This window comes from Acinetobacter sp. 1294243 (assembly GCF_000588015.1).
GTDB lineage: Bacteria > Pseudomonadota > Gammaproteobacteria > Pseudomonadales > Moraxellaceae > Acinetobacter > Acinetobacter pittii.
In genome coordinates this window covers 390,068-405,188 of sequence record NZ_JFXG01000002.1, presented here as the reverse complement: position 1 = coordinate 405,188, position 15,121 = coordinate 390,068, and the positions used below count along the sequence as shown (strand labels likewise).

The window sequence follows — 15,121 nt, the reverse complement described above, 5'->3', positions numbered from 1 at the left end:
TATGAACTGGAAGAAAAAGTATGGGGGAGTAGCCCTCATCATAGCGGCAGCTGTCACTCTACAAGCATGTGATCAAAAAGTTGCAGATACCACTCAAGCTTCTCAGAAGCTAGCAGAACCGATTACGGTAAAACATGCGCTTGGAACTACGGTGATAGATCATCTACCGCAACGCGTTGCCGTACTTGATATGAATGAAGCTGACTTTCTAGATCAACTCAATGTCCCGATTATGGGAATGCCAAAAGATTATGTTCCACACTTTTTGGAAAAATATAAAAAAGATGCACAGATTCAGGATTTGGGTGCAATTGTGCAGCCCAATATGGAACGGATATATGCATTAAAACCAGACTTGATTTTGATGACGCCATTACACGTTAATCAGTATCAGGAACTGTCCAAAATTGCCCCGACCATTCATTACGATATTAATTTCAACAATAGCGCGAGTAATCATATTGGTTTGGTTAAAGACCATATGATGACCTTAGGAAAAATATTTAATAAAGAAGATTTAGCCCGCCAGAAAGTTTCTGAACTCGATGAACAGTTGAAGCAAGTACAAGCCGTAACGGCCAATCGCCCAGAAAGAGCGTTAGTCGTTCTTCATAACAATGGGGCATTTAGTAATTTTGGTATTCAGTCACGCTATGGCTTTATTTTTAATGCTTTTGGGGTAAAGCCTGCAAGTGGTGTGATGGATACAAGTCTACATGGGCAACCTATTTCGAGTGAATTCATCAAAAAAGCGGACCCAGATATTCTCTATATCGTGGACCGAACTGCTGTGATGGAACATCGCTCAAAAATTAATGCTGCCAGTGTTGAAAATCCATTATTACGTCAAACCAAAGCATGGAAAAACGGTCGTGTCATTTTTGTCGATGCCGATGCGTGGTACACCACGGCTGCAAGCCCAACCTCACTCAAAATAGTGATGGAAGATGTGAAAAAAGGCTACCAATAAATTTTTAGGTACATCACTTAATCAAATTTTACAGCATAAATTTTCACTATTTTGCTTTGTATTTTAAGCAGATAGTTAATAAAAAATGAATCACAACATTAAAGGTCTTTCAATGAACAACGTTAGCGATAACCGTAATTTTAAAAGTGGGAATGATCAAAGAATTAATCACCGTTCTTTTATATTAAATGGTGTTGCATCTGCACAAATAGCCCTTCGATTAGGCTATGCATTAGGCACTGTATTTGTACTATGTGCATCAAATACCTATGCTGCTGTTATTAATAATTCAACAAAAACTCTAGAACAACAAGCTGCTCAAACAAATGTAGCAGCTTTACCAGCAATTACCGTAAAAGCTGAACAAGACGATACTTATGCAGGTGGACAAGTTGCAACATCGAGCAATGTTGGATTTCTCGGTAGTAAAAAATTTCTAGATACGCCATTTAATACGATTAGTTATACCGATAAATATATCGAAGATAAACAGGCAAAAGATATTACAGAAGTGATTGCAGCAACTGATCCATCGATATATACCAACGGTGCAAGTGGTGGTTGGAGTGAAAACTATTATATTCGTGGATATGCTTCGAGCACGAATGATATGTCAATGAACGGACTTTTTGGTATCACACCGTTTTATCGAACTTCTCCGGAAATGTTTAGCCGCGTTGAGGTGTTGAAAGGTCCTTCCGCTTTGTTAAATGGGATGCCGCCAGCAGGATCGGTGGGTGGAACGGTAAATCTAGTGACCAAATATGCGGCTGATGAACCGTTTGCACGATTGACTACGACATATATGTCGGATGCTCAGTTTGGTGGACATGTCGATGTTGGAAGAAGATTTGGTGAAAATAAAGAATTCGGCGTTCGTATCAATGGGATGTATAGAGATGGTGATGCAGCAGTTAATGATCAATCGAAAGAAAGTCGTTTATTTTCGCTTGGCTTAGATTGGCAAGGTGAAAAAGCACGTGTTTTTGTTGATGCTTACGATGCCTTAGATCATGTTGATGGTGTGACACGTGGTGTTAACGTCTCTACAGCAGTTGGAATTCCGAAACCACCGAAAGCGGATACCTTGCTTAGTCCGGATTGGGGCTCTGTGGAAACCAAAGATAAAGGTGCCATGATTCGTGGCGAATATGATTTTTCTGATCAGTTGATGGCATATGCGGCTTATGGACAAAGTACAACCAAATATAAATATAATGGGGCAAGTGCAGGGACGATTACGAGTAGCACTGGAACACTGAGTTCAATGCTTGGACAACTTGCTTTTGAAGTCGATAAAAAATCAGCAGATGCAGGTTTTAAAGGCAAGTTTGAGACGGGGCCTGTGAAACATCAATGGGTCGCCAACGCAACTTACTATAATCATGCACAAGATGATTATGGTTATAGAATTATCCCAGGTTTTAGTAAGCCTGTTATTACGAATATTTATGATCCAAATCCAAATTGGGGGCCTAAACCGGAGTTTACACCGCCGTTTCTATTTCATTCGACACTCTCTACCTCTAGCTTCGGTTTAGCCGATACATTGTCGTTTGCTCAAGATAAAGTACAGTTGACTTTAGGACTTCGTCATCAGACTGTAAAAGCAACAAGTTCTGTTAATACATTACCTGAAAATGCTAAATCAGCAACCACGCCTGGTGTCGCGTTACTGATTAAAGCGAATGATAAAATTTCTGTTTATGCAAACTATATTGAAGGTTTGACAAAGGGTGATCAGGCGCCTGCAACTGCATCAAATGCGGGGACAATATTTCCTCCTCAAAAAACTAAACAACAGGAACTTGGTTTGAAGGTTGATTTGGGGACATTTGCGCATACATTGAGTGCATTTGAAATTACCAAACCAAGTAGTTATTTAGATGCTTCACAGCTTGTGGATAACTTACCTACCTTTGTTTCGGATGGAGAACAACGAAATCGTGGTATTGAATGGTCATTCTTTGGTTCACCAATTGAACATGTGCGTTTAATGGGTGGCTTTACCTATCTTGATCCTGAACTTACTAAGACTAACGGTGGAGGAAACGATGGTCATACAGCAGTTGCTGTGCCAAAAAATCAGGCTAAGCTTGGAGCAGAGTGGGATACTCAAGTAGCACAAGGGACTTTAACCTTATCAGGAAATATCAATGCAGTTTCCAAGCAATATATTAATGCAGAAAATACCTTGTCCGTACCTGGACGTACGCTCTTAGATGTTGGCGCACGCTATAGCACGAAAGTCGAGAACCACCCAGTTACTTTCCGTGCCAATATCTATAACTTAACCAACAAAGCGTATTGGGCACAGCCACAATTGACGAATTTGGCTTTAGGCGCACCAAGAACGTATATGCTATCTGTATCATATGACTTTTAATTTGTTGTAATCTTCAACCGAATAAAAAAACCCGCAATCGCGGGTTTTTTATGATATTCATATTTTATTCTGGCAAACCATAGTGCTGGAAAGAAGACTGTTTAGGAATTCGATAAGCATTACGCCCTAGTAATTGATTAATAATGACTGAGTTTCGGGTTGCCCCGATCCCTAAGTCAGGAGAACCTACACCTTGCTGAAAAATCTCGGCATTCTGAATGAAAATACGACCTTTTCCTTGATCACAACGTAAAGCGGTAAAGTCTTCTTGAACAATACAATCATTTTTATCATCAACAGATAAAATAGAACCTTTCATATTTTGGAACCATTCAGGCCAATCATGAACATAGCCTGTAGCTGCGACAAGGGCATCAGTTTCTAATTCGCATCGTTGATCGAGTTGGGTATGCAAACAGTTTAAACGCAGAGAACCCGATTCAAGTTCTTCAACCGATTCAACCTCACAGCTTGTGTATAGGCTTAAACCGGATTTTTCACCTGCCACTGAACGCTCATAAAGTACATCATATATATCACCAATGGTTGAGAAACTAATTCCTTTATAGATCAGGCCCTGACTAGCAGCAATATCGCGGCGTTTATCTCTAGGCAGGCTTTGGAAATATTGCATATATGCAGGGGTAAAACATTCTTGCCCAAGTTTAGAATATTCCATTGGGTGAAAGCCAGCAGAACGTGTGATCCAACGAATAGATGCACCTGCTTTTACTTGTTCTGGTGTAAGTGAATTAAATAAAGCAAGTACACATTCTGCTGCACTCTGGCCCGAGCCAATAACCGTGACTTGTTTACACTGTTTGAGTTGTTCCTGAATTTTTGCAAACTCCGCAGAATGTTTTACTAAAGGGTGTTTGCATGTTTCAAGCCACGTAGGAATTCGAGGTTTAGTCCCAATACCAATCGCCAGATTTTGGCTTATATATTTTTGTTTTTCGCCCGAGGCTGATTCACTTTCTATAATAAATTTATCGAGCTTGCCGTCATATTCCACATGACTTACGTTTTCTCCAAATCGACAATCCGGCAATTGTTTTGAAGCCCAACGGCAATAATGGTCGTATTCACGGCGTGGAATTAAAAAACTGTCGTAATAATAAAACTGATGTAAGCGATCATGTTGATGTAAATAATTAATATAGCCTAAGGGATGGCAAGGGTTGGCCATAGTAACCAAGTCGGCAAAGAAAGGAACTTGTAATGTCGTACCTTGCAATAGCAACCCTTCATGCCATCGAAATTCTGGTTTACGTTCTAAAAATACGCTTTTGATTTCGGGATGATGAGACAAAAGAGCAGCTAAACCTAAGTTGAATGGTCCAATACCAATTCCGGTAATATCTATTTTTTTCATGTTTATACTTTATCTGTTTCCAAAATGATGAAAGTTAAAAAGACGAATTAATGTGGTGTTAGTAATTTCTCTACATCAGCAATATTGCGACATTGAATAAGTTGAACAGGTGAGAGCTGAATCGCGTATTTTTCATTAATACGTTCTGAAACGACCTTTAAATGATGTGGACGCAGCCCGAGATGAGTAAAATGAGTTGAGTTGTCCACTTTCTTATTTGGCGTGTGGCCTATCACTTCTAAATAAATGTCGAGTAATTGATTTTGCTGTTTAGCATTATTTTCAAGTGGTATAGATGAGTGGTCAGACTCATTATTCTTAAAATATAGTCGTTTATTTTGAAGCTCACTGAAAAAATTACTGAGATCAAAACTGAATATTTCTGAACCAATAATTTGCTTGATTGCTAATTGTAGTGCATTCAAGAAATCTTCAATCATGTGAGGTGGAAATGCTTCTTGAGCATAATCAATATCGAAAATTAAAGCGCCGTCATTTCTTGTGCTAAAGCGAATATCAATTGCAACTTGAGGTGTTTGAGTAAGGCCATCTTGTTGCTGAATAGGATGAGATTCAGATAATACAGGCCATGATAAACCATTTGTAATTACAATCGGTAATACTGGAGCAGTGCCAACTTTTTCAAATAATAGCCGAGCGAGATCAACGCCTGAAAATGAAAGATGCTGTAAACCCTCTAAAACTTCAGTTTGCAAACGGTTTGCTTGTTCAACAAGTTGATCTGAAGTTTTCCATTCAACAGCAATAAACGTAGAGCTATTGGAAAATGGTCCGGCATAGAGGGGAAGTGTAGGGACAGCAACGCATAGAGATTTGTCCGTGCTCCAATGAGATAGCACTTCCAAAATAATCGCCATGATGATTGAGTTTTTAAACAGCGAATGTTTTGCACCTATTTTAGACAACTGTTTAAATTGAGCTTTCTCTATAACCAGACTATTACGTTGGTAACGTGAAGTCGGTAAATGCTGTAAGGGTGTTTTCCACGGAAGCGCTGGAATGTTAGATAATTTAGCAAATTTTCTTTCCCAGTAAGCCATATCTGTCTGATGAACAGATAAGCTATTTTCAACTTCATTTTTTTCTATTTGTGTTTGGATATCATTTTGTTGTCCATCAAACAGCTCTAACATAAGTGAAGCTATAGATCGGCCATCTAAAATTAATGCATCAAAGCGGACAAAAATCGTTAATAGATTATTTTTTAATAAAAATACAGTGATATTCCAAGGTGACTGATTTAAATCAAATAGCTCATGCGTATAACTATTTTTATAGGACTGGATGTGGTGAGAAGCACGTTCAGGTTCCCATGTAGTTAGGTCTATTTCTTTTAAATTGACACTCACTTGATCGCTTACATATTGTACTAACCTATTTTTATCAATATAGGTTCGTAAGCTGTCATGCCGCCGTACCATTTCTGTCAATCGTTGTTTTAATAAAACAATATCCATTTTGCCGTGATACTGCCTAAACTCTTGCATGGCAACACCACCTAAAGGAAGGGCTTGAGTTCGGCCTAATAGGTAGGCTTGCTGTAATGCATTTAATGGTTTTTGAGACGTACGATCTGATGGAGTATTTTGGGCTGGGCTTATAATTTGTGTATTAAGTTGTTCAGGGTGCACTGCAAGATTTTTAAGTAAATGAATGAAAGATTCAAATAAATTCGTAATCCATTCTTTGGGTAGAGCATCTAAACGGATGTCCCAGTTAACTAAAATACCGTCATCTACATGAGCAACTTGTGCATCAAGTGCAACTTGCGGCCCTTGTGAAATGACCCAATTCATTGAGCCAAAAACACGGCGGACACGTTCGGAAAGTAAATTATCATTTTCTAAGTCGAGTGCCGCTGTAAATACCACGGGAGCAATCTGTGCACTACCATGATAACGGGATAAGTCACGTAGAACATTAACACCCGAATAATGTGAATGCTCTAATAACTCAAACATTTGATTTGCTATTTGTTTGCAGAATGCGGCTAAGGTAGTCGTCTCATTCATATCGACATCAAGGATGACTAAATTAGCAAAATCACCAATAGTGCCTTCGACATTTTTTAAAACCGGCTCACGCCAAAAAGTAGGAATATTTAATCGGAAGCTGTGATCTTTGGTTGCATCACCAAGCGTATAGGCAAATAAACCTAATATCAGGTTAGTCACAGTAATGTGTTGTTCTCTAGCAAGTTGTTGTAATGCTTTTCGTTCTTCCGGCGATAACCACGTACTTAAACGATCACTTTTTGCTGTTTTGAATTCTTGATGTATGAAAGGTAGAGACGGAGCAGGGCTAATATGAGGCAGACGTTGTTTCCACCATAAGCGGTCTCGTTGGTTTAATTTTTTTAGGTCAGGGTCTGTCCGTTTTTTTTGATACCAGTCAAAAAAATTAGGCGGACGGGAGAATGATATTTCTAGGTCTTCATAAAACAAAGAAAGATCTTCCATTAAATTCAAGAAGCTGGACGGATCTATAGCAATCATGTCCGTATCTACATGAAAACGAAAAATATTCTTTTTAAGAACACTTACAGAAAATCTTACAGTCTGGCCCTGACTTAAATCAAGTTTTTGATGGGTCCATTGCTCCCGTTTTTGCATGAGCATTTGCTCAATTTGATGATCGCTAAGCTTTGAAAAATCATCGACTTCTAATATCTGTTGAGCCTTCTCAGCCATGATGTTTGCGATGCCATCGGCACTCAAACTTAATCTCAAAATAGCGTGTTCTTTATAAAGTCGTTGAAGTGCTAAATGTAATTTTTGTAGATCAATAAATTGACCGTCAAATTCTGCATAGAGGTGGGCAGCAACCCCACCTAAAGTTGCGTTGCCAGAGCGACCAAACCAGCAGGCCGCTTGCATCGAAGTTAATTCACACATTGAACGATAACTCGGTTGACAAATTAATTTTGTTTCAGCATCATACAAACAAATGAAAATGATTACCAGTTGCATTTGTTAATCATTTCCAATTTTGCTGTGAATATATAGCTTGTCCGTCTTAAGAGTTTTCTTTTGTCGGTATTCAAATTAAATATTTATGCCGATATGTAAGAAAATTTACGAAGAATCAATAGCTTGATAACCATTAAATTAAATTGAATATTTAGAATGTCATGAAAAAACAGTTGATTGAGTTTGTTCGCTGGTCTCCAGAGAGAGCGCAACACTATCGAAATAAAGGTTATTGGATTGACCAACCTTTGACGCGCATTTTAACGGTAGGGGTTCAATCGCATCCGCATTCGCCGGCAATTATTTGTGGTGAGCGTCAGTTGAGTTATATCGAGCTGGACCAGCTATCAACAAATTTAGCTTCTCGACTAGCTGAGAAAGGCTTGGGCAAGGGTGATACTGCTTTAGTACAACTTCCCAATGTTGCAGAGTTTTATATTGTCTTTTTTGCCTTGCTTAAGGCTGGTGTGGTCGTACTCAATGCGCTATATAGCCATCGCCAATATGAACTAAATGCCTTTATTAAACAGATTCAACCTAAGCTTTTAATTGGTTCGCGTCAGCATGAAGTCTTTAACAATAATCAGTTCATTGACTCACTTCATGATGTAAATTTAAGTCCTGAAATTATTTTGATGCTCAATCATCAAGCTACCGATTTCGGACTATTAGACTGGATTGAAACACCAGCAGAGACCTTAGTCGATTTTTCATCTACACCTGCTGATGAAGTTGCTTTCTTTCAGTTGTCAGGTGGAAGTACGGGAACACCAAAACTTATTCCAAGAACGCATAATGACTACGACTATAGTGTGCGGGCCAGTGCCGAGATTTGCGGTTTAAACTCAAATACCCGGTTATTGTGCGCTCTGCCAGCTCCGCATAACTTTATGTTGAGTTCACCCGGTGCATTAGGCGTTTTACATGCAGGTGGATGTGTTGTGATGGCACCAAATCCTGAACCGCTCAATTGCTTCTCTATTATTCAAAGACATCAAGTCAATATGGCATCTTTAGTGCCGAGTGCTGTCATTATGTGGCTAGAAAAAGCCGCTCAATATAAAGATCAAATCCAGTCTTTAAAGTTGCTTCAAGTAGGTGGAGCTAGCTTCCCTGAGTCTTTAGCGCGTGAAGTTCCTGAAGTCCTCAATTGCAAATTACAACAAGTATTTGGAATGGCCGAAGGCTTGGTCAATTACACCAGACTAGATGACTCCGATGAGCAAATCTCTACGACACAAGGGCGTCCTATCAGTTTTGATGATGAAATCAAAATTGTGGATGAACAGTATAAAGAGGTTCCAGAAGGTGAAATAGGGATGCTTGCGACTCGGGGACCTTATACCTTTTGTGGTTATTACCAAAGTCCTGAACATAATTCACAGGTCTTTGATGAGGACAACTATTACTATTCGGGCGATCTCGTACAGCGTACTTCGGATGGTAATTTACGTGTAGTAGGAAGAATTAAAGACCAGATTAACCGTGGTGGTGAAAAGATTGCTTCGGAAGAAATAGAAAAACTTATTCTTCTACATCCGGAAGTTATGCACGCAGCTTTGGTCGCAATTGTTGATGACCAATTCGGTGAAAAAAGTTGTGCCTTTATTGTTTCTCGGAATCCTGAACTTAAAGCTGTTGTGCTCAGACGCCATCTCATGGAGTTGGGTATTGCACAATACAAACTTCCAGACCAGATCAAATTAATCGAAAGTTTGCCACTGACTGCAGTCGGTAAGGTGGACAAAAAACAACTTCGCAGCATTTTAAATACATCTACAACATCTTAATAAATATTGAGCAGCATATGGCTATTTCAAAAATTTCTACTTATCTCATGCCCGAAAGAGAGAGTTATCCAAATAATAAAACAGACTGGCAGTTAGATCCTTCTCGAGCAGTTTTATTAATTCATGATATGCAGCGTTACTTTTTAAATTTTTACGATGCTGAAAGTGAATTAATTAAAACGGTTGTTAATCATTTAGTTCAACTAAGAACTTGGGCACATCAGAACAATGTTCCTGTTGTCTATACAGCACAGCCTTATGAGCAACCAGAGGCAGATCGTGCATTACTGAATGCGATGTGGGGACCGGGTTTGCCAGCCTCAACAATCGATCAGCAAAAAATTATTGATCAACTTTCTCCTGCTGAACATGACATTGTCTTAAAGAAATGGCGTTATAGCGCGTTTAAACGTTCGGATTTGCTTGAAAGAATGCAAAACTGGAATCGTGATCAGCTCATTATTGGCGGTGTCTATGCCCATATCGGTTGTATGGTTACGGCAATTGAAGCTTTTATGAGCGACATACAACCCTTTCTGGTTGGGGATGCAGTTGCCGATTTTTCAGAAGAAGAACACCGCTTAGCTTTGAAATATGTGTCTTCACGTTGTGGTCAAGTCATTGATACCGAATCTGTAGTGGGGCAGGTGGCAACAGGCATTACACGACCTTGGCTAGAGCAAAAGGTCCAGCAACTGATTGAAGAAGATGAATTAGATCCCGAAGAAAACCTGATTCTTTATGGATTGGACTCATTACGAATTATGCAGTTTTCTTCGGAACTCAAAGCACAGGGAATCAATATTAGTTTTGAAGAATTAGGACGCACACCCACTTTATCAAATTGGTGGTCATTGGTTGATGCACGGCAAAGGATTGCAGGGTAGAGGGTTGCCATCATAAGGCATACGACAAATCCTGGTCGCTAAATTTATACATAAAATTTATATCTTTGATAGCGACTCCTTAGACGACTTGTAATCGTCATATTAACGGAGCAAAAAATGATTTTATCGCCTGCTGATCAAGAGAAAATAGAGACATTCTGGAATTACTGTTTAAAACATCAATACTTCAATATTGGGTATCCTGAATCTGCAGATTTTGATTATTCCGCTTTATTTCGTTTTTTCAAATTCTCTATTAATAATTGTGGTGATTGGAAAGACTATAGCAATTACGCATTGAATTCTTTTGATTTTGAAAAAGATGTGATGGCATATTTTGCTGAAATTTTTCAAATTCCTTTTGAGGAAAGCTGGGGATACGTAACCAATGGTGGCACAGAAGGTAATATGTTTGGCTGCTATCTGGCGCGTGAGCTATTTCCAGATTCCACATTATATTACTCAAAAGATACGCATTATTCGGTGGGAAAAATCGCCAAATTATTGCAGATGAAATCTTGCGTGGTTGAATCATTGGATAATGGTGAAATCGACTATGATGATTTAATCCATAAAATAAAAACCAATAAAGAAAGTCATCCCATTATTTTTGCAAATATTGGTACGACCATGACCGGCGCAATTGATGATATTGAAATAATTCAAGAGCGCTTAGCGCAAATCGGAATCATGCGCCGAGATTATTATATTCATGCCGATGCTGCCTTGAGTGGCATGATTTTACCTTTTGTTGATCATCCTCAAGCGTTTTCCTTTGCTCATGGCATCGACTCGATTTGTGTGTCTGGTCATAAAATGATTGGCTCACCGATTCCATGTGGCATTGTTGTGGCCAAACGTCAAAATGTAGAGCGTATATCGGTAGATGTTGACTATATCTCTACACGTGATCAAACCATTAGTGGTTCTCGCAATGGCCATACTGTCTTGTTGATGTGGGCGGCAATACGTAGCCAAACCAATTTACAAAGACGGCAGAGAATTCAACATTGCCTCAAAATGGCCCAGTACGCAGTTGATCGCTTTCAGGCTGTTGGGATTCCTGCTTGGCGGAATCCGAATTCAATCACTGTGGTATTTCCATGTCCTTCTGAACACATCTGGAAAAAGCATTATCTGGCAACCTCCGGAAATATGGCTCATTTAATTACTACGGCACATCACCGAGATACACGTCAGATTGATAGCTTAATTGACGACGTTATTTTTGATCTACAAGGTGCCTCTAAACGTACAGTTGGTTTTTAGTCATATCAAACAAGATGATTTAGACAAATCCCTATTAATTTTTACAGTCTAGAAAATGATCTAAAAATATTTTGATAGGGTGGTTAGGAAGTTTTTGATGCAATTAAAGTTTTTTAAAAAATACTTTTTATACGATTTTCTTATTCATGCTTTTTTAAAGCCGAAAAAGGCAATTCTTGCTGGTCAATTGAAGCGAGATTTCATTTTAAGTACCGCTTTTTTTATGAATATAAAGAGAGATAAGCATGTCTGATTTAAAGTTATCTCATCTGATGACAGACTCTTCCTTGGCACCTGCACTCAAGCCAGCATTTCCTAAATTATTTGCAGGAACACTTGCTGCCGTATTTTCTGGTTTAGCCATTTTAACAGCCCTGTGGGGCATGATTCAGTTGATTGGTTATTTATCTTCTTATTGGGTGATCTTTTCAGCGGTTTTTTGGATAGTCGGGGCAGCATTGGCAGCACTGGCTTCATGGTTAGTACATGATGCAGAGGCTGGATTTTCGGCACGATTACGTCGTCAAATTGCTCATCATTTAATTCGGTTACCGACCACAACCCTATCAAAACAGGGTGACCAAAGCTTAAAACGACTGGTTTCAGACGATATCGCAACTTTACATCATATGGTGGCGCATTTACCGTCGGAAATTGCGATTTTTGCTGTAATCCCTTTAGTTTCTATTGTTTTATTAGTTGTGTTAGTTGGCCCGATGGCTCTTTGGGTATTATTACCTGGGGCAATTGCTTCACTTTATTATTTAATTATTGTCCCCCATGTATCAAAACGGGATGGTGCTGCACGTATGCAGGTCATGTTAGATATTATTGGTTCTGCTGATGATTATGCGCGCGGCATTCGTGATAATCGAATATATGGGCAACAATCAGGCGCTTTAACTGCCTATACCCAATCAGCACAAAATTTCACTCAAAATATGGTGTCTTGGGTGAGTAAAGTCGCAACACTCGCTGCTGTTGCCACTGCATTACTACAAGCTGCTGCAACCTTTGCCATAGCCTATCTCGTGGCTTATCAATACGACAGCATGACCTTGGCTGCAACACTTTTCTTTAGTTTGGCCATCGTGACACCTTCACTACGTTTAGGGCATGGTCTTGATTATGTTGCTGCTGGGCGAGCTGCAGCTAGTCGTTTATCTGCATTCTTAAAAGAGCCAGTACTCTCATCGGGCAATCTACAACAGATTGAGCAAGATGTAACACTCGAAATAGTTAATGCAAGCTTTACAATTGAAAATCAAAAAGTATTGGATCGATTAAGTTATTCATTTCCAAAAAATTCAATGACTGCAATTACAGGGCCAAGTGGAGTTGGGAAAACAACCTTACTGCGAGCACTTGCTGGGTTCGCTGTATTGCAAGAAGGTGTCGTTCAATTAGCAAAAACAGATATTTTGCAATTACATGAAAAACTAAGACATGAAAAGGTTTTGTTTATTCCACAAGGTGGAGATGTATTACCGGCCACAGTAAGAGAAAACTTATCCTTATCTGCCGTTAATGCAAATGATGAACAACTTGAGCAGGCATTACTCAAGGCCCAATTAAAAGTAGATTTAAATGCAGATGCAACTTTACTTTCAGGTGGTGAAAAACAGCGCATAGGAATAGCGCGTGCGTTTTTATCCTCAGCTCCTATTATTTTATTAGACGAGCCAACGAGCGCACTCGACCAGACCAATGCGACAAAAATAATATTGGAATTAAGCCACTTAGCTAAAAACCAGAATAAAACCATCGTCATGGTCACTCATGATCTTGCCTTAGCTGCTCATGCCGACAACAGGTTAGTGCTTAAAGGCCCAACTGACTCAGGGAAATCTTTATGAATACTCCTGCTAAATTAAATAAAGATCAGATTTTTTCGATGCTTCCTCGTGCAGCCAAGCAAAAATTAATTATTGTTGGTATCGGATGGATCATTGTTGCCGCAATTGAAGCAATCGCATATACCGTCTTGGCATTTGCAATTGTCAATCAATGGTCTCCAAGTTGGGTTCTCATCAGTGCAATTGCAGCAATATTAGTGACAGTTATAGTCACTCGTGCTGGCTTCCTTACTGGTGTGCGTTTAGCAGGAGACCTATTTGCTGAGTTAGGCAAATCTTTAGCTCGTGCCAAGCTCTCTTGGTTTACCAATGAACAGCGTGCTCAGATTAAGACAATTGCTGGACAGGGAATTCCTGGGTTTATGAGTATCCCTGCTCATCAATTGCAAACCTTTTTACATGCGCCTTTTATGCCTTTATTTCTAACAATAGGAATAGGCCTGCTTGCTGGAGCAGGCGTAGCATTTGTCGCTTTAGGCTTACTTTTACTCTCTTTATTTGCTCAATTCCTAGCACAACGTGCACTCATGCATATTGATAAAAAACGTAATACTGCCGATTTAGCTGCTTCACAAGCAACGTTGGAATTGGTTGATCATGTTGAGTTATTACGCACAGCCTCGGGACCAGAACGTGCGGTCCAAAGGCTAGAACATCGTTGGGAAGAGCAAGAAGAGACTTTAGTACGGATTAATCGTGCTGCTGCATTTGCAAGTTTTGTTGCAACCTTGGCAAGTGTTTTACCGATTGCTGGGATGGCAACATATCTGGTGATCGCTGGAGTCAATCATGCTGCTTTGGTATTGGCATTACTCGTCTCAATTGGACGTGCAGCAGCGCCGTTAGGTGAACTTGCTACCGCAGGGTTGCATATCAATGATTTGTTTGCCGCACTGCGCAATTTTAATCAGATCACCCATCCACCTGAGTTGCCTGAGCCATTACACCCTCAAATTCCTACTGGCCATCATATTTCGATACAAGACGTTAGCTATGCGCCAGCAATTGAAAATATATCTCTCGACATCGCATCGGGGAGCAGAGTATGGGTTACCGGACCAAGCGGTAGTGGTAAGAGTACTTTACTTGAATTGCTTACAAGGTTTGATGATCCACAAAGAGGAAAAATTACCCTTGGTAGCATAGCTCTTGATCAAATGAAATATGAAGATTTGGTTTCGAATATCGCTTATGTCACACAAGAACCTATTTTGTTCACAGGAACACTGGCTGAAAATATCCGTTTAGGAAAACCTGATGCAACTGATGATGAAATAGAAAAGGCTGCAAGAGATGCCGCATTAGGCGCAATGATTGACCGTAGTTCAGAAGGAATTAATCAATCGGTGGGTAAGCAAGGCACCGCATTGTCTGGTGGTGAACGTCAGCGGGTCGCAATTGCGCGAGCATTACTCAAAAATGCGCCGATTTTAATACTTGATGAAGCTACCTCTGCTTTGGATGAAGAGACTGAGCAGGAAATCGTTACAACGATACGTACTCTTTCTTCTACGGTTATTTTTGTGACACATCGTGATTCAGCCATTTGGCAACCGACTCAAACTATAAATTTAGCTTCAATTTCTGTTTAAAAAATA

9 protein-coding genes are annotated in these 15,121 nt (G+C 39.6%); 7 read left to right on the top strand and 2 right to left on the bottom strand.

The features are described 5' to 3' along the window. Position 1 precedes the first annotated feature (1 nt). Together bauB and bauA are read left to right on the top strand one after the other, a co-directional pair. Positions 2-970 (top strand): siderophore-binding periplasmic lipoprotein BauB, encoded by a 969-nt coding sequence (bauB, locus tag J655_RS09535; RefSeq protein ID WP_017480695.1) that lies wholly within the window; start codon positions 2-4, stop codon positions 968-970. Between the two features lie 85 nt (positions 971-1,055). Further along, complete coding sequence (gene bauA, locus J655_RS09530; RefSeq protein ID WP_032005229.1) at positions 1,056-3,356, top strand: TonB-dependent ferric acinetobactin receptor BauA; 2,301 nt, start codon at positions 1,056-1,058, stop codon at positions 3,354-3,356. A gap of 64 nt (positions 3,357-3,420) precedes the next feature. Here the strand turns inward: bauA and basC are convergent, their stop codons facing one another. Both basC and basD read right to left on the bottom strand, forming a co-directional pair. Further along, positions 3,421-4,731, bottom strand: a complete 1,311-nt coding sequence (gene basC / locus J655_RS09525; protein ID WP_032005231.1) for a putative histamine N-monooxygenase — start codon at positions 4,729-4,731, stop codon at positions 3,421-3,423. 47 nt (positions 4,732-4,778) lie between these two features. Then, positions 4,779-7,721 (bottom strand): acinetobactin non-ribosomal peptide synthetase subunit BasD, encoded by a 2,943-nt coding sequence (gene basD / locus J655_RS09520; RefSeq protein ID WP_032052299.1) that lies wholly within the window; start codon positions 7,719-7,721, stop codon positions 4,779-4,781. A gap of 161 nt (positions 7,722-7,882) precedes the next feature. On the opposite strand from basD, the gene basE reads away from it, so the two are divergent. The 5 genes from basE to barB all read left to right on the top strand — a co-directional run bounded on the left by basE (position 7,883) and on the right by barB (position 15,115). After that, positions 7,883-9,511, top strand: coding sequence for a (2,3-dihydroxybenzoyl)adenylate synthase BasE (gene basE / locus J655_RS09515; RefSeq protein ID WP_032052298.1), 1,629 nt, complete (start codon positions 7,883-7,885; stop codon positions 9,509-9,511). Between the two features lie 17 nt (positions 9,512-9,528). Continuing rightward, positions 9,529-10,398 carry an acinetobactin biosynthesis bifunctional isochorismatase/aryl carrier protein BasF gene (basF, locus tag J655_RS09510; RefSeq protein WP_017480700.1) on the top strand — a complete coding sequence of 290 codons (870 nt, stop codon included), beginning with the start codon at positions 9,529-9,531 and terminating at the stop codon, positions 10,396-10,398. A 117-nt stretch (positions 10,399-10,515) separates the two neighbouring features. Continuing rightward, entirely contained in the window at positions 10,516-11,667 is a 1,152-nt protein-coding gene (gene basG, locus J655_RS09505; protein WP_017480701.1) for an acinetobactin biosynthesis histidine decarboxylase BasG, read from the top strand. A 245-nt stretch (positions 11,668-11,912) separates the two neighbouring features. After that, a complete protein-coding gene (gene barA / locus J655_RS09495) occupies positions 11,913-13,523 on the top strand; it encodes an acinetobactin export ABC transporter permease/ATP-binding subunit BarA (protein ID WP_017480703.1) in 1,611 nt (536 codons plus the stop codon). Further along, the gene (gene barB / locus J655_RS09490; protein ID WP_032005237.1) at positions 13,520-15,115 is read left to right on the top strand and encodes an acinetobactin export ABC transporter permease/ATP-binding subunit BarB; all 1,596 of its coding nucleotides are present in this window, start codon (positions 13,520-13,522) and stop codon (positions 15,113-15,115) included. The genes barA and barB overlap by 4 nt, the downstream gene beginning before the upstream one ends. Positions 15,116-15,121 lie beyond the last annotated feature (6 nt).